Origin of the sequence: Gluconacetobacter tumulicola, from assembly GCF_014174215.1 — a bacterium.
In the GTDB taxonomy this organism is placed as follows: domain Bacteria; phylum Pseudomonadota; class Alphaproteobacteria; order Acetobacterales; family Acetobacteraceae; genus Gluconacetobacter; species Gluconacetobacter tumulicola.
The window spans coordinates 1-16,242 of the sequence record NZ_JABEQL010000007.1; the positions used below are offsets into that span (position 1 = coordinate 1).

Annotated in this window: 15 protein-coding genes; 4 read left to right on the plus strand and 11 right to left on the minus strand. The window is 65.1% G+C overall.

The genetic code is table 11. The features are described 5' to 3' along the window. From HLH29_RS06925 to HLH29_RS06940, 4 genes are all read right to left on the minus strand, one after another. On the minus strand, positions 1-425 hold a 425-nt coding region (locus HLH29_RS06925), incomplete at its 3' end, for an IS5 family transposase (protein WP_182965224.1). A gap of 33 nt (positions 426-458) precedes the next feature. After that, complete coding sequence (locus HLH29_RS06930; protein ID WP_182965225.1) at positions 459-1,262, minus strand: S8 family serine peptidase; 804 nt, start codon at positions 1,260-1,262, stop codon at positions 459-461. A gap of 12 nt (positions 1,263-1,274) precedes the next feature. After that, on the minus strand, positions 1,275-1,916 hold the full coding sequence (locus tag HLH29_RS06935; RefSeq protein ID WP_182965226.1) for an anti-sigma factor family protein: 642 nt from the start codon (positions 1,914-1,916) through the stop codon (positions 1,275-1,277). A 9-nt stretch (positions 1,917-1,925) separates the two neighbouring features. Continuing rightward, positions 1,926-2,603, minus strand: a complete 678-nt coding sequence (locus tag HLH29_RS06940) for an RNA polymerase sigma factor (RefSeq protein ID WP_220791412.1) — start codon at positions 2,601-2,603, stop codon at positions 1,926-1,928. Between the two features lie 112 nt (positions 2,604-2,715). Between HLH29_RS06940 and HLH29_RS06945 the strand changes: the two genes are divergently transcribed. Then, entirely contained in the window at positions 2,716-3,960 is a 1,245-nt protein-coding gene (locus HLH29_RS06945; protein WP_182965227.1) for a nucleotidyltransferase family protein, read from the plus strand. On the opposite strand, the gene HLH29_RS06950 is transcribed toward HLH29_RS06945, so the two are convergent. From HLH29_RS06950 to HLH29_RS06965, 4 genes are read right to left on the minus strand one after another with little or no spacing between them, the layout of a single operon-like run. Then, positions 3,950-5,482: a B12-binding domain-containing radical SAM protein gene (locus tag HLH29_RS06950; RefSeq protein ID WP_182965228.1), complete on the minus strand. Its 1,533-nt coding sequence runs from the start codon at positions 5,480-5,482 to the stop codon at positions 3,950-3,952. The genes HLH29_RS06945 and HLH29_RS06950 overlap by 11 nt on opposite strands. 8 nt (positions 5,483-5,490) lie before the next feature. After that, positions 5,491-6,294: a class I SAM-dependent methyltransferase gene (locus HLH29_RS06955; protein WP_182965229.1), complete on the minus strand. Its 804-nt coding sequence runs from the start codon at positions 6,292-6,294 to the stop codon at positions 5,491-5,493. Next, positions 6,291-7,109 (minus strand): class I SAM-dependent methyltransferase, encoded by an 819-nt coding sequence (locus tag HLH29_RS06960; RefSeq protein ID WP_182965230.1) that lies wholly within the window; start codon positions 7,107-7,109, stop codon positions 6,291-6,293. Before HLH29_RS06960 ends, HLH29_RS06955 begins: the two co-directional genes overlap by 4 nt. A gap of 2 nt (positions 7,110-7,111) precedes the next feature. After that, positions 7,112-8,452, minus strand: a complete 1,341-nt coding sequence (locus HLH29_RS06965) for a B12-binding domain-containing radical SAM protein (protein ID WP_182965231.1) — start codon at positions 8,450-8,452, stop codon at positions 7,112-7,114. A gap of 120 nt (positions 8,453-8,572) precedes the next feature. Here HLH29_RS06965 and HLH29_RS06970 point away from each other — a divergent pair, with 120 nt between their 5' ends. Continuing rightward, positions 8,573-9,478, plus strand: coding sequence for a phosphoenolpyruvate carboxykinase (ATP) (locus tag HLH29_RS06970; RefSeq protein WP_182965232.1), 906 nt, complete (start codon positions 8,573-8,575; stop codon positions 9,476-9,478). 5 nt (positions 9,479-9,483) lie between these two features. Here HLH29_RS06970 and HLH29_RS06975 read toward each other — a convergent pair whose 3' ends face one another. The 3 genes from HLH29_RS06975 to HLH29_RS06985 are packed head-to-tail and all read right to left on the minus strand — an operon-like array spanning position 9,484 to position 13,795. Then, positions 9,484-10,974 (minus strand): hypothetical protein, encoded by a 1,491-nt coding sequence (locus HLH29_RS06975; RefSeq protein ID WP_182965233.1) that lies wholly within the window; start codon positions 10,972-10,974, stop codon positions 9,484-9,486. Next, positions 10,971-11,660, minus strand: coding sequence for an SAM-dependent methyltransferase (locus tag HLH29_RS06980; protein ID WP_182965234.1), 690 nt, complete (start codon positions 11,658-11,660; stop codon positions 10,971-10,973). Before HLH29_RS06980 ends, HLH29_RS06975 begins: the two co-directional genes overlap by 4 nt. Further along, positions 11,657-13,795, minus strand: coding sequence for an NAD(P)-dependent oxidoreductase (locus tag HLH29_RS06985; RefSeq protein WP_182965235.1), 2,139 nt, complete (start codon positions 13,793-13,795; stop codon positions 11,657-11,659). The genes HLH29_RS06980 and HLH29_RS06985 overlap by 4 nt, the downstream gene beginning before the upstream one ends. A 201-nt stretch (positions 13,796-13,996) precedes the next feature. Here HLH29_RS06985 and HLH29_RS06990 point away from each other — a divergent pair, with 201 nt between their 5' ends. Together HLH29_RS06990 and HLH29_RS06995 are read left to right on the plus strand one after the other, a co-directional pair. After that, positions 13,997-15,136: a polysaccharide biosynthesis protein gene (locus HLH29_RS06990; protein WP_246373897.1), complete on the plus strand. Its 1,140-nt coding sequence runs from the start codon at positions 13,997-13,999 to the stop codon at positions 15,134-15,136. Next, positions 15,126-16,241 (plus strand): polysaccharide biosynthesis C-terminal domain-containing protein, encoded by a 1,116-nt coding sequence (locus HLH29_RS06995; protein ID WP_182965236.1) that lies wholly within the window; start codon positions 15,126-15,128, stop codon positions 16,239-16,241. The genes HLH29_RS06990 and HLH29_RS06995 overlap by 11 nt, the downstream gene beginning before the upstream one ends. The last annotated feature ends 1 nt before the right edge of the window (position 16,242 follow it).

The following is a 16,242-nucleotide window of genomic DNA, read 5'->3' on the forward strand; positions in this document are numbered from 1 at the left end:
CGTCCCTTGATCTTCTTGCCCGCGTCATAACCGCGAGGGCCGCCGTTTTCAGCGGTTTTAACCGATTGGCTATCGATAATGCCCACCGAAGGCGTGGCGTCTCGCCCGTCCAGCTCACGCGACAGGATCACGAGAATATGGTTCATGGCTTCCCATCGTCCCTCGCGGATCCAGCGGTCGAAATAGCCCTGCACGGTCGTGAAGGCGGGAAAGTGGCTCGGCAATTGCCGCCACTGGCAGCCCGTGGTGACAATATAGAGGATCGCCTCCATGACGCGCCGTAAATCCGTACGTCGTGGTCTTCCCAGTCGTTTCCTCTCGGGCATCAGTGGCGCAATCAGCGCCCATTCCGCATCGCGCAGGTCGCTTGCATACTCCAGCTCGTCCCGGCGATACTGCGCTCGGGTGATTTCAGTCCAGGCCATTGTGATCTCATCAGGTTCTCGCAAACCCATGAATCATAACCCGCTGAAATCACTCAACTCATTTCCGGTCAGACAGTCACAGACAGTCGGCGCCGTTTGCTTTGTGGCATCGGTCTGCCAGCAGGCGCGTAGCGCCATCAGCTTCGCCCGAGGCGCTACGCCGGCGATACCAATGGCGTTGCCGGCCTTCGCCGCGATTACGCCTGCGACGCCAGTGCCATGCGCCTCGGCTGGTCCGTCGTCGGTGTCGACGAAATTCTCGCTAGAGACGAACTGGCCCGCAAGGTCAGGATGGTCAAGCTCAACGCGGCTGTCGACCACCGCGACGACCACGCCGCGTCCGGTTGCGACCCGCTGGAGGGCTGTCAAATTCCAAGCGGTGGTCACCGGCTGAAGGTCTGCCAGGGGGTCGTTAACAATGGGTGAGGGCGATGCTTCGGCCCTGTAGAGATGCATCGCCTGGGACCACAGAACGTTACTGTCGTCAGAAATGCGTTTTATCGCGGTTTCAACCGTATCGCCTGGCCCGACCTGCATGACGTAGCAGTCCACGCCCAGCAGGGGCATTTGCCATCCGTCGCCGACAAATGCCAGCCCGTAGCGATGGGCGATATCCTCCGCGCGCCGTCTTTGCGCAGCGATGGTGAACGCGTCGGCGTAATCCCCGCCGTAGGACGCGCTGGGCCGGTGATGGTCCGGTGGAATGCGAAGCATCACGAGGATCTGCCGGGCATTCGTGGCCACTTCGCGCGAGGCGGCCGGCATATTGGGCAACATTAAACCCAGAAGCAGGACAAAAATGGTCTGGACCGCGCGGCGCCAGGCCAGGGCAGCCACTTTACGCGTCACTCATTGCATATCACCGTCGATCGGTTCCGCGACGGTGACGTTGCTGTTGCTTCGGAGCCGGGACAGGGCCGCTGCACGCTGGTCATCGGCCACGTGCAGCACATAGGCGTCAGACGTGGTGGGGCCATCCACAATCCTGGCCTGGTTCTGCGTCAGCACCGTGCGCAGGATGGCTTCGGACGTGTCTGGCTTGAATTTCACAATGACATTGCCAATGCCGGGGCGAGGTGACGCACCAAGAGTTCGGTAGAGTGGTGGCGGTTTCACCAGCAAGAAAATCGCGACCGAAGCCGCCGCTGCAAAAGCCACCGCTCCGGAGACCAATCTTCGGCTGCTGCGAGCATGCTGTCTCGGCTGCGGCCGCTTCATATCTGCGTGACCGGCTTCGATACGCGCCTTCATCGCGGCCCACCCCTGATCGACGTCGCCCGGAAGCGCCCTGATCTTCCGCGCCTGGGCCTGCTCCATCCGTAAATCCTCACGGCATTCCGCACATTCAGCGAGATGCCGCTGAACGAGCGCCCTGTCGGTATCGCCGAGCGTGCCGGTCACAAACCAAGGCAACAATAACCTGGTTTGGCTGTGCGGAGAGTCGTCGAAACGGCTGATGCCCATCTTAATGGACTCGATAATGTCCACCATAATGGACTCCTAGATCCAATCCGGCAGAGTGCCGTCCAACAGGCGACGCAGCTGACGCCGCGCATGGAACATGCGGGTCTTCACGGTACCGACTGGGCATGACATGATGTCAGCGATCTCCTGATAGCCAAATTCCTGAAAATAAGTAAGTTCGAGAACCTCGCGGTGCTCGAGAGAGAGTCCTTCCATCGCTTCCAGGAGAAGCTCCCGATTGCGCCGGCGGCCGAGATTGTCTTCCGGGCTGAGTTCGGGGCTTACATGCGACTCCGCGTTCTCGTCTTCCATCGGGTCCTGGTGATTTCGGAGCGCCTTCATGGACTTGCGATAGGCGATGCCGAATATCCAGGTCGATAGCCTGCTGTCGCCCTTGAACGAATCCGTGTGGTCCCAAACCACCATCAGCGTGTCATTTACAACCTCTTCAACAAGATGGGGACGATGAACGCGTTTAAGCACAAAGCGTGCGAGACGATCATAATAGCTGCGATAGAGTTCTTCAAAGGCAACCATGTCTCGCGCCCGGATGCGCTCCACCAACAGCGCATCGTTGTTGTTTCGGGCAACTGGCTGGCGCCGCGCAGCTTCCAGGCTGCGGTCGCTCAAATCTGGCTCCCCCATGTTTATCCCTTTTGGTGCCCTGGAACGCGCCCAAGGTTCAAGATTCAATTTATTCGCGAAAATTTTCATGGGCACCACCACTAATAACGACCTCTCTCCGCGATCGAACGTTTCAGCGGCCGGATGGAACTAAGCTGTGGGGAAAGCACACAATGATGTGTGCAACGACAAGGTATCGTGAATGGACTGCGAATGGGATGTCGAGGCCGGACTCTCCGCCGAGGAGGTACGTCAGCGTTTCGCCTGGGCCCGCAGGCAGGGGCGACCGGCTTGGCTGTGGCCTGACGTGTCGGTCGAATCATGGGGTACCGCGCTCGGAACCATTCAGAAGGCGGCTGTTGCGTGTCTTGGCGGAGAGGCGGCCACGGATCTTGACGGTGGCGCGGAATCTCTGGGTCTGGCCGGCTACACGTCCGGCATGGGGCCGCTTCTCGGCTTCTGGATCGAACAGGGGCGGCTGCGGGCTGGCCCGTCCGTCGTCGTGGAGCTGGAGCGCCAACTGAGGCATAACAGGCGGCGGGCGAAGCGGATGGCGGCGGTAGCCGCCGCGCTTGTCGGCAGGCTGGTCGAGCTTGGAATCGAGGTTCTGATACTCAAGGGCGCGCACACGAGCACGGTCTATTTTCCCGAGCCCGGCGTGCGGCCGGCATCGGATATCGACCTGCTGGTGGCGCATGGGGATGGGCATCGCGCCGAGGCTGTGCTGGCGCATCTTGGGTTTTCGCTACAGAAGCGAGGCCGGTGGGAGAGTAGCTGGTCCCTGCCGGCGGCGAGCGGCGAACCGCGAACGCTTACTTATGTTCATGCCGACGATCCCTGGTCGATCGACCTTCATATTTCGCTCAATATATCGGCGGGGCGCGGCACGCCGCTGGGCTGTTTCGACCTGGCGGCTCCGTTCGCGGGCAGGGAGCGTTGGGCTGTCGATGCGCGGGCCTGCGTACTGGAGCCAGCGCCGTTGCTGCTGCATCTGGCGGCTCATGCGGGGGTCGGCTGGCAGAACCTGACCTTGCTGCGTCAGGTCGAACTGGTTCTGGTCGTACGGCGGGAGGTCGCCTCGCGCCGCCTGTGCTGGGATGAATTCCTCGCGACGGGTCGGCTCACGACGGCGCTCGGCTATGCCTATCCAGCCCTCCGGTTGGCCGAGCGGCTTCTGCCGGGCACGGTGCCGGCGAACGTTCTCGAAGAGTGTGCCGGATGGGTTCCGCGCACCGTGCGGCGCAGGCTCGCGCGCTTGAACCCGGCATCGGCCCAGCGTATCGGGCGCAACTCGCTCGCCGAGCATTTCATGTGGGCCCAGGGATGGCGCGGACGGTTGCGGATGCTCGCAGCGGACCTGCTTCCCGACGACCGCCATTGGTCGGATCGCCGCCGAATCTACGAAGCCCGCGCTTGGCGCCTCATCCGTGGCACGATCAGCCGGTAAGGACGATCCCGGGCGATCTCCGCGGCTTCGGCGCGCTTGCGGGGCGCAAATGGCCATAGGCCTGGGAATCGTCCGGTGTAATGCGGGCGAACCTGCGGATCTGCCGCAGGAGCCGCGGATCGTCGTAGATCTCCTGCCTCCAGCGCCACCACGCGGCAGCCTTGCCGAGCAACTTTCCCCATCCCCGCGTCTTCCGGTCATGAACGGAGGGGAAACGGCTTTTCAGCACCAGATCAAAATCCTGTGCGCGCGTACGCAGTTTTTGCGCGAACCAGGGCAGGCGCGGGTCTTCGTGCGTCATCCACGCCACCCATTCCGGCTCGATCCATTCCTCAAGAGTGTCGGGCGTGCCGGCATGGGCGTCTACGCCGCCATAGGTCTGGCGGCGCTGGGGCGTGGGCGTGAAGAAGTAGCTGATCAGCTCCATATCCGGATTGATCGCCTTCAGCCTGCGAATGAAGGAGAACGTGTTCTCCATCTCTTGCTCCGGCCTTTCCGGATCGCCGAAGATGAAGGAAAACTCGGGGATGATGCCGTGTTCCCGCGTCTTCGCCGCCGTCATGAGTATCTGCTCGGTCGTGATGCCCTTGTTCATCCGCTCCAGCACTTCGTCCGAACCGGATTCGGCTCCGCAGAACACCATGAAAAGGCCGGCCTCCCGCAGTGTCCGCCAGGTCGCATCGGAAAAGCGGCAGAGCGCGTCGACCCTCGCTTCACACCACCACCGCAGGCCCAGTGGCTTCATCGTGCGAGCGACCTCCTGGGCGTGCGCTTCGTTGAGGAAGAAATTATTGTCGTAGAAATGCACCGAATCCATGCCGTGATGCTGCACGAGATAGCGGAGGTGCTCGGCAGTGCGCTCGGGCTGCTGTACTTTTTCGCGGCGGCCGAAGACGCTGATCACGCCGCAGAAATTACAGCCGTACGGGCATCCGATCGAGGCCTGATAGACGCCGGACCGATGGCCCAGTATGGTCGGCCGAAGATACTGGCCGACATCGATCCTGTGATATGGCGGCGCGGGCAGCTCGCCCGGTCCCTTCCAGACGCGCTCCGGCCCGATCCAGTGCGATCCGTCGTCCTGCCGGAAGGCGATGCCGGCGACGGTTTTCGGATCGCGCCGGCCAGCGATGGCTTCGAGCAGCTCCAGAAACGTCTCCTCGCCCTGTCCCTGCACGACCCAGTCGACATAAGGCGCGTTCAGCACCGGCTGCGGATACAGGCTGCCGAAATTGCCGCCCCAGATCATCGGAATGTCCGGATAGCGCTGCTTTATCGCCTTGGCGAGGGGCACGGCGCTTACGAGTTGCGGGCCCGGCATGACGGTCATGGCGATGCTGCGCACCGGGGCGCCTTCCGCCGCTGCCTGTTCGATATGCCCGGCTATGACGGAGAACGCGTCGATGCCGGGCAGGTTCCCGTCGACGATCTTCCAGTTGACGTCGGAGGGAAGGGCGGCGCCGATGGCCATGATCGAGAGCGGGAAGCGGCGGTTTTCCGGGCGCGTGGCGCGCGGGTTCACGAGGATAATCACGGGCGCGTGGCACTCCAGAGATCGAAACGGGAGGGCGCGCGCGCACGCCGCAGTCTGGCGACGACGGGGCGGATTTCATACCAGAGCGGATAGCGCACGCGCGACCGGCGCCACGCGCAGCCTATCGGCGCCGATGCCGCCGACAGGCGTTCGCGTGTCAGGAATTCGATGAAGGGGAGGGACATCAGCGTTTCGGCATGCGCGCCGAAGCGGCATGGCGCGTCGGCCAGTTTCTCCGCCACCATGGCAAGCCCGTCGGCCTCGTGGCGGTAGAAGGGCGAATCCAGGATCACGAGCCTGCCGCCGGGTCGCACGGTGCGGGCCGCCTCTGCCAGGACGGCGCCGAGATTCGTCGCGTAATGCAGCGAGGCATTGAAGACCGCGATATCGAAGCTGGCATCCGGCATGGGGACGGCGTCGAAGGACGCATCCAGCGTCTGCATCCTGCCGCCGCTCCGCTCCAGGAACGGGGCTGCGGCGCCTAGTCCGTCGACCTTGTCGCTGCGTATGTCGAGTGCCGTCGTGTCATGCCCTTCCAGCGCGACGCGGTAGCTCAGCCAGCCATTGCCCGCGCCCAGGTCAAGCAACCGCAACCCGCGGCCGAGCGATGCGGCGAGAGGCCGGATGATCCGATCAAGCAGCGCCTCGAAGCTGCGTGCCCGCACACCCCATTGGCGCGCGAGGGGGCCATGGCGCAGATAGGGCAGGCCGAGCAGCGCGTCCTCGGCATAGAGGCGGCCTTCCGCCGCGCGGTGGGCCGCGTAATCCCGGGCGAAATCCCGCAGCGCGTCGCGGTTCATCGGGCTTCGGCCCCGTTGCGCACGAAACGGTAGAGAATATGGTCCCCCAATGACGCGAGCGGCCCGGCGAACACGCGGTCGAGCCTCTCGAACGCATCCAGGAGTCTCGGATGGCCCGATATCCAAGGCTCGGCCGCGCTGGGCGGCACGAAGACACCCACGCCCAAGCGGCCATCGGGGCGAAACCACGGCGCCATGGCGCGTTCGATGTCGCGCCGCCCGTGATAGCGGACGCTGAACGTGCGCCCGCCCAGCCGCGCGGGCCGGTCGCCCGTACCAAGTCGCCGGAAGGCTTCGGCGGGGCGGCCGCGCGCCATCTCGGTTACCCATTCGCCGGGGCAGGTACGGCCGAACACCACGAGTATCGCCGGCGCCCCCTCGCGCAGGAGCGTCGCCAGCCCGGCCGCAAAGGGACGGAGATCGCCGACGCAGTTCAATGCGGCGAAATTTGAGAAAGCGCCGTCCAGCGGGAGGCTGATCCGGGTGGCCAGTCTGGCAAGGTCCTCGGCGGCGCAAAGCGCCGTTCGCGCACAGGCGCGGCCCGCGAATTTCCTGCCGGACAGGCGCACCATCGCGGGAGAGGCGTCGGTCAGAAGCACCTCCCGCCCGCGCTCGAGAAGCCACAATGCGTCTTCGCCGGTGCCGCCGCCGATCTCGATCAGCCGGGCGCCCGGTGGAAAAGCGCGCGCCAGGACCCTCCGGACCGCGCGCCGTTGTGCGGCCACGCTGAGCCATGGCGTGAAGCGCGCGTCGAAACCTTCCGCGATCGCGTCGAAAGCCGCTGCGGCCGGCGGCAGGCCTTGCATCCCGCTCAACGTCAGGCCTCGAGCGGATGCTGGAACGGGTGAGGCGACCGATGGTGGAAGGCTTCGGCCTCCAGCCCGTTCCACGCTTCGTCGTTCCAGATACCGGTCTCGTTTTCCGCATGCAGCAGGTCGCGCACCTTGCGGTAGAATTCGGTGGAATAGGTTCCCTGGAACAGCATCGCCAGTTCGCCCGTGGTTGTCCAGTTGCGCTGCCGCCCGAGCTGGGCCTGCACGCGCGCATGAAATGCCGTGCCCGGCAGCGGATACGCGACCGACACGCCGATTTCGTCCGGGTTTTCCTCCCGGATCAGGTCGCGGGTGGCAAGGATGTCCGGCCAGCTTTCGGGCGGATAGCCGAGCTGGATGAACCAGCAGGCGCGCACGCCGTGTGCCTTGAGCACGCGTGTCGCCGTTCGCGCGGCTGCCACGCTCGCGCCCTTGTCCATGGCGTCGACGACCCTTTGTGAGCCGCTCTCGACGCCAAGCCAGACTTCTCTCGCACCCGCCCGTGCCAGCGCGTCGACCATGCTTTCGGTCATGAGGTTGACGCGCGACTGCATGGTGAACGGAATCCGGCAATTGCCGTTCGTGACCTCACGCGCGAAGCCGGTCGTCCAGTCGGTGTCGAGGCCGAAGATGTCGTCGGCAAACCAGACATGGTCCGGCGCCACTTCCGCCTTCAGGCGAATCATTTCGTTCGCGACGTGGGTTGGCGACCGAACTTCATAGCGCCGGCCGAATGTCGGTTTCGCGCACCAGTTGCACGTATAGGGACAGCCGCGCGAAGTCGCCATATTCCATGAAAATACGCCATGCGCGCCCGCCCAGGCGCGGCGGTAGGCATCGATGTCGAGCAGGTCCCACGCCGGGGACGGCAGGCGGTCGATATCACGCAGCGGGGGACGGGCGGGCGTGGAAGCCGGCTTGCCGGCCCCTGGCAGGAGCAACCCGGCGACGGAGGACGCGTTGTTATCTCCCCCGTTCCAGAGGCCGACGAGTTCGGCCAGCGCCATCTCTCCCTCGCCGAGTGCCACGGCTGCCGCGCCGGCGGCCAGATAGGCGGCGGGCATGTCGGCGGCATCGGGCCCATTCACGGCCACCCGGCAGCCGCGCGCACGCGCCGCTCCGATGATCGCCAGCGCGCTCTCGCGGCGATTGGTGGTGCACATCTTGGTCAGGAAATTGAAATTGTCTTCCATGAGAACGACAATGCGCGGTTCGTACTCATCCAGTGCCTTCTCGAAATCCTCAATCCCGTGGGCGAACGTGGCGTCAAACAGTGCCACGTCATGCCCGCCTTCGCGCAGCAGCGCGGCGAGTATCAGGGTGGACAACGGGGAATAGGGCTTCATCCTTGAAAATTGTTTTGGGTCGTGCTGCAAAAAATACGAATGGGCGAGCAGGATCAATGTCCGAGACTCCCACGATGCCGCATATTGTTCATCGGGTGCGATTCAGTATAAAATTGCCGCATGCCAAAAGAAATTTTTATCCTGCATCTGTCGGTCATGGAACGGCCAGTGAGGATATTGACGTCGGATCCGGATCTTCTGGCGACGATGGAAGAGGCATATGCAGCCTGGCGTCCGGCAACCCGCACGGACGGGGCGCCCATCACGATCGACCTGCACATCATTGATACGGACGCCGGCCTTTCCCATCGCATCGATGTCGACGGGCCCTTTCTGAGCATGAGCGGAGATGGGATCGACGGATGGGCCGATGCCGGAATTCTTTTCGCGACCTGCAAGGTTCCGAAATATCTGATCGGGCGGCCCGGGCAGCTCGCGGAGGAACTGACCGACACATTGCTGCTATTCCTGCTGACCCGCTCGGGACGGACACCGCTCCATGCGGCCGGAATCGCCCTGGGAAACAGGGCGATTCTGCTGACGGGCGCGAGCGGGAGTGGGAAGAGCACGCTCACCCTCGCTGCAATGAGGCGGGATCTTCGCATTCTTTCCGACGACACCGTGTACATCCAACTGCAGCCTCGCTTGCGGATTTGGGGCTTTCCGCGCCCGGTTCATGTGTTCCCCGACGATGCGCCAGGGTTCATCGCGGCAACCCGGTTGAGGGGAGGGAAATTGAAGGCGGCGATCCCCGCGCCGTTTCCGGCCGAGCCGCCCGTAGCGGACCACCCGGTTGTCGTGGTGCTGGAACGGGGCGAGACAATCCGGATGGACCCTATCGAACCCGCGATCGCGGCGGCCGCGCTGTCGCGGCTGGAACCCGGTTTCGATCTGCTGGCCCGTGCGTCCGCGAGCGCGGCAAGCGCGATCGTGGCCAGGGGCGCATGGCGATTGACGCTAGCCCGGGATCCGGACGCGGCGATGGACGCGCTGATCGGGCGGCTGGAACATGATGCAATGAAATAGGCCGGTCACGTCATGTGCCGGCGAGCGTAGTCCGCGGCCATGTCGTGCAATCGCTGCAGGGTCTCGGCGATGGGCGGCATCGTGTCCAAAAGCGCCCGCTCCCTCCGGCCGGATAAAGCCGCGATCTGCGGTAGCAACCCGTCCACATCCGCCAGAACCGCCTGCCGCCGTTCGATCAGGCCAGGGAAGGCGCCGGCCGCCGCCGGGTCGAGAAACAGGGCGGGAATGCCGAAGGCCGCCGCCTCCACGGCGGCGCCGGAGGCGAGCGAGACCAGCACGTTCACGCGTTCGAGCAGCGCGGTGAGGGGCAGCAGGCAGGCTTCCTCGACGATAACATTGGGTCTTCGGAGAGCCAGGAGATCGCTATATTCGGCATCCTGCGACGCGGAGGCGGACGGATGGCGGCGTATCCACCAGCGCCAGCCTGCGGGGGATGCCTCGATATGGCGCGCCAGCTTCTGCCACACCGCGCGGTATCCGCCGATCGGCTGCAATGCCACCAGGATTTCCCGATCGAAGGCCGGATGCGGACCCGGAGCGGGCACCTTCGCATGGGCGGCGTGCTGCGTATGGCCGCCATGGATCGCCCCGTGCCACGGTGCCCGCGCCCAATCCGCGATCCGCGCCACATCCTCGGCGCTCCAGCACCAGAACATCGCGGGGAGCGTAGAATAGCCCGATGCCGGAAGGCCGTGCCAGCAATAGGCGCGGTGTCCTTCCTGCGGGCAGTGCTGGAGATCGACGCACAGGATACCCTCTCGCCGGCAGGCGAGGGCGAAAGCGTGGCCGAGGCCTGCATAATACGTGACCACGAAGGCGATCCGGGGCCTGACCCTGCGAAGAATGCGCTGAAAGAGCGTGGCCGCGGCAGAGACGGTACGAAATCGCCTGTTCAGCCGCTCGGCATGGAGCGAAGGCGCACGCACGCCTTGCTGGTGCAGGAATTCGAGAACCAGAGCATGATCCGGCAGATCGAGAGACCGTGCCGGCCGGAGAGCGCTCGTGAGAGCCGCCGTGAGGGCCGCGCGGACCGCGACCGTATTGGCGGCATAGGTCGGGCGCAGCCAGGGCAGGCGGTTCAGCCCGCCCGGCTGCATGAGGAAGGTTCCAAGCCCCTGCCTATCGAGGGTTGCCATCACCGGTTCGCCGTAGCGGTCGCGCCAGGAGCCCGCGACCCTGTCCAGCGAAACACCGTCGCCGAGCAGGATCGCATCGGCCGGCACCGGTCGCGGCTGCCAGTGGCGCAGGTCCTTCCGGCTCTTCCAGACATTGGTGAGCGGGGTGGCGAGGCTCGCGGCGGCGCGGTGGAGGAAAGGCCGGGGCGGCGGCGCGGTGTTGCCGCCCGAGGCGCCGAACATGTCGAGGAACAGGTCCGTCGCGGCAAGCGGCCAGAGATCGACGTCTCCGCCCCGCCACCGGGCCACGTCGAAACGCGCCTCGATCGCCCCGACGAGGCGGCGATGGTTTTGCTGGACGGCATTCATCTGGCGTGTCACGTGCCGGTGCCCCGTTTCCGGAACCCGACAGGATAATAGCGCCCGTTTGGAACGAGCAGACCGTTCCGGTCGTAGAGCAGGTCCGTCGCCATCTGATCCGGCCGAGCTTCGAGCACGGCGTCGAACGCCGCGGCGGCCGCCGTGTCGGAAAAGCGGAAATTCGTGGTGTGGAGGAAAAGCAGGCCGCCGGGCGCGAGGCAGCGCGAGAAGCCGTCCACGGTGCGCTCGAAATCGGCGAAACGCATGAGTCTCCCGCTCCGGCGGGCGCGCCTTACGGTCAGGTCGCCATGGCACAGGACGGCGAGGCAGAAAATCGCGTCGTAATGGCCGGAAGGCTCGGTGCCGGTGTCCGGCGCGGCCTGAAAGCTCAGCCGGTCGTCGTTCAGGCCCCGCGATCGGGCGATGCAGGCGTCGATATTCGCCGGGTTGATGTCGATTCCTCTGATCGGCGCGTCCGGAAAGCGCTGGCGGAGGCTGAACACCTCATCGCCGCGCGAGCATCCGAAAGACAGCAGGCGCGGGGCCGGCTTGCCCGCGAGGGCTTCCGCCGCGAAGTCGAACAGCCAGGGATAGCGGTCTGGAAGCGTGAAGGAATAGGGCTGGAAGCGCCCGGCGACCGGCTTGCGCAGGCGGCGGCGCATGGTGGCGGCGAGAGGCTGCAGCGCGGCCGGGATGAAGGGCCTCATGTCATCGTCCGCAGACGGGTCGGGGTGACCAGTCGGACGGGCGCCCCGCCCAGATGCCGCTCCATCTTGTGCAGCACCTCGGCAAGCGCCCCGGCCCGCAGTTCCTCCGCGCTTCCCGCTATGTGCGAGGTGAGAAACACGTTCGGCAGGCGCCGGAGGGGATCGCGCGCGGGCGGAGGCTCGCGATCGAACACGTCGATGCAGGCGAAGATGTCACCGGCTTTCAGGCGGGCGAGCAGCGCGCCGGGCTCGATCAGCTCCGCGCGGGCCACGTTGATCAGGACCGCACCGGGCCTGAGCCGCGCCAGTTCCGCGCTGCCGAGGAAATGCCTGGTCGCGGGCGTGAGGCCGCGATGCAGGGAGACGATGTCCGCCGCCAGGGCTTCGCCCAGCGCGACGGGGGTGGCACCCACCGCCCGGATATCCCCGACCGGAGCGTGTTCGGAAAACACGAGGACCTTCGCGCCCGCAGCGACGAGGCGCACGGCAAGTGCCCGTGCGTTCTCGCCCCAGCCGATCAGTCCCGTGGTCGCACCATGCAACGCCCGCGTGGGCGTGGACGCGGCCGGCGCGATGCCGTGGAGTGGCCGGGCCTGCCGCCAGCCCCTGCGCAGCAGCGGCTCCAGCCCCATGCGGGCCGCGATGGGGCGAACCGCCCGTGCCGCCTTCAGGGCGCTTCCCCGCCAGCTATCTGGCTGTACCACGCTTCCCCAGCCTCCGTTGCGCATGAGTTGATGCGAGACGAAGCCGCGACGGCGGCCGAGGATCGCGAGGCCCAGGACGAATTCGGCGACGTTCTCGGCATAGGTGCGGCTGGCGTTCACGAGCGCCACGTCCCGCGCGATAAGCGCTTCGGGATTGTGCCGCGCGAAGGAGAGCCCGACGAGGCCGGCAACCCGCAGGTTGGGCATCAGATCGAGGAGCGCGTCCGTCATCACCCGCGGTCCGGTTCCGATGAGTGCCGCCACGATATCCGGACGCGGTCGGGCCGACTGCAGCACGTCCTCGATCGCCACGATCGGCCGGTCGATGGATGTCGTGACGCGGCCCAGCGAGAGACCGCGCGCATTGACGACCAGCATGGACCCAGTACCGGAAAGCCCGTCGCCGACAGGTCCGTCTTCGGGAGACCCGTCATCGGACGGGTCTTCGTCGAACCATCGGGGGACGGCAACAGGCCGGACCGGGGATGTCTCCGGCCAGTCCACCTCACCGCTGAAACCGGCCTCGATCAGTTCGGCGAGCCTGAGCGACGGGGCGAGCGCCGCGATGCCGTGCGGCGGCTCCGTGCGCTGCGCGATTGCGTCCAGAAACGCGGCATGCTCGGCCGCGAACCCGTCATCAAGGCCCGGCATGGGCGTGGTGTGCGTCTGGCCCGCCCTGGCGATGTGCAACGCCTCCTCGTCGATGCGGCAGGTCAGGCCGGCCGCATGGAAGGCATATGCCTCCCGCCGCTCGCCTGCGTTGTTGTTGCAGAGGAAGCTGCCCCGCGCGCCGTCGGGCCAGCGCAGGAGCGCAGCGTAGGAGTTGGGCCTGACGCTGGTGGCGATATGATCGGGGAGGCTGCCGTTTATGAACAGCAGGGCGTCGAGGGCATGAATGCCATTGGCGGTCAGCCAGCTGCTTGCGCCGAAGGGTGGGGCAACGCCGTGAGATGGCTTGTGGAATACGGCTTCGAGGGAGTGCCAGCCTGCCTTGCCGCCCAGGCGCCGCACTTCGCCCATGGAGCGGTAGAAGCGACGGTTGTGCCCGCCACAGGCGACCAGCCCCCGCGCTTGCGCCATTTCGGCCAACCGGCAGGCCGCGGCGTAGTTCGGGGCGATCGGCTTCTCGGCGAAGACATGTTTGCCCTGCTCCAGCGCCGCCATGCCCAGCGTGTAGTGCATCCGCGCGTCACCGAAAAGGTAGACGGCATCGACATCCGCGCGTTCAAAGCCGGACAGGGCATCGCCGCTGCATCGGGAAAAGCCGAATTTCTGCCGCGCCGCGACGGCGCGCTCTTCCATCACGTCGCAGATCTCGACGAGGGTAAGCCGCCCGGCGTCGCGCAACTGCGCGAGCCTGGGCAGGTGAAGCAGGCATGACGTTACCCCGGCGCCCACGACGAGTGCGCGGATCGGTGCCGCGTGCGTCATGCGTCGGAGGCCGGGGCCGGGAGGAGTCCGGGATTGCTTGGTGCGTCCATGATGACGTGAGTGGCTTCAGCGCGGGGGAAAGTTCAATTCGGACGACCGGCAGAGGGCTGTGCGTGCCGCGTGCAGGAATCGGACGGTTGCGATGAACGCGGGGGCGCCGGGAAGGAACTCATCCCAAGATTGAGGGAAGGCAGGCATTGAATGGACTGGATGCGTACGCCGATCGCCACTGAAACGAACCTTGGCGACGTGGACCTTCAGTGCGTTCCGGGCGGCGCGCAGCTTCACGCCGAGCTCCCGGAACCGAGGAACTTCTCGGGCGCTACGATCATGATCACCGGCGGCACAGGCTCATTCGGTTCGACGATTCTGAAGCATTTCCTTGCGTTGTCGGTGGCGGAAGTGCGGGTGGTGAGCCGGGATGAAAAGAAGCAGGATGAGCAGCGCCGGCGCTTCGCCGACGGCAGGATCAGACATTATGTCGGGGATGTTCGCGACTTCCGCGTGATGGAAGGCATCTGTCGGGATGTGGATTTCATCTACCATGCCGCGGCGCTGAAGCAGGTGCCGTCCTGCGAGTTCCACCCGATCGAGGCCGTAAACACCAACGTGACCGGGACGCAGAACGTGCTGGACGCCGCCATTCGCGCGGGCGTGCAGCGCGTCGTCTGCCTCTCGACCGACAAGGCGGTCTACCCGATCAACGCGATGGGAATGTCGAAGGCCCTTATGGAAAAGGTAATGGTCGCGAAGTCGCGCGAGGCATCGGGCAAGCGGACGGTGATAACCGGCACCCGTTACGGCAATGTGCTTGCCTCGCGTGGCTCCGTGGTGCCGCTTTTCATGGATCAGGTGCGGCGCGGCCAGCCGATCACCATCACCGATCCGAATATGACGCGCTTTGTCATGACGCTCGATGAAGCGGTGGAACTCTGCCTGGATGCCTTTCAGTTTGGCGGAAACGGCGAAATTCTGGTCCGCAAAGTTCCTGCCGTGACGATCGAGAAACTAGCCCAGGCGGTTCTGGAGGTCATGGGGCGGCCAGATCACCCGATCCGCATCATCGGTCCGCGTCATGGCGAGAAGCATTTCGAAACGCTGCTAAGCCGCGAGGAGATGGCGGTCGCGGAGGACCGGGAGACATATTTCTGTGTCCCGCCGGATAACCGCAACCTGAATTACGACGTGCATTTCAGAAGCGGCAAACCATCGGCTGCGCGCCTGGATGATTTCAACTCGCTCAATGCCCGCCTTATGGATGTTTCGGAAATGGCCGCGATGCTGAGGAACCTGCCTTACGTGCAGGCCTTTCTTGCCGGTGGTGAGCCCGATGCATTCTGAAGCGCGGGTCGTTGCGGTAACCGGCGCCGGCGGTTTCATAGGCCGCAATCTCGTCTGGCGCCTGCGGGAGGCGGGCTATGATGTGCGGATTCTCATGCGGGGCTGCACACAGGCGGAGATCGCGGCCGCGCTGGCGCACGCGGACACGGTCTTCCATCTGGCTGCCGCCATCAGGCCGCGCGAGCCCGATGAGTTCGACCGGTCCGTGCGCTTCACCCATGCCCTGGCAGCGGAAATAGCGAAGGCGGGACGGTGCCCGCTCGTGGTCTACAGTTCGTCGCGCAAGATCACCGCGCAGGGGGCTTTCGGCAGCGCGACGAAGGCTTCCGAAGAAGCCCTGTTCCAGCTCGACAGGCGCGGCGAGGCCGTGGTGGCCGCCTATCGCCTGCCGAACGTCTTCGGGAAATGGGCCAGGCCAAACTATAATTCGTGTGTGGCCACCTTCTGCCACAACCTCGCGCGCGATCTTCCGATCAGGATAGACGATCCGAACGCGCCGTTGTCGCTGCTCTATATCGACGATCTGACCGAGCACTGGTGCGGATTGCTGCGGCGGCCAATGGTCGAAAGCGGCTTTCATGAGGCGGGACCTGTCCATGAGACGACCGTGGGTGAGGTGGCTTCGATTCTGTCGGCCTTCGCCGAAGATCGACGCCTCGGCCGGATCGGCGATATGGAATCGCATCTCGAACGGTCGCTTTACGCCACGTTCGTCGCCGCATTGCCGGAATCGGCCTTTACCTATGGGCTGACCGCGCATGCCGATCCGCGCGGGAACTTCATGGAGGTCTTCCGGACACAGGCGGCCGGCCAATTCTCGGTGTTCACCTCCGGCCCCGGCGTGATCCGGGGAGGTCATTACCACCATTCGAAAGTCGAAAAATTTCTCGTCGTCCATGGGCAGGCCAGGTTCAGATTCCGCAATATTTCGAGCGACGAGCGGTTCGAGGTGAAGGTGAGCGCTGGAGAGCCCACGATCGTCGAGACGATCCCAGGATGGACGCACGACGTCACCAATGGAGGCGAGGATATGCTGGTCTGCCTGCTATGGGCCAACGAGGCCTTCGACCCGCTCCGACCCGATACGTATCCGTGTCCGGTATGAG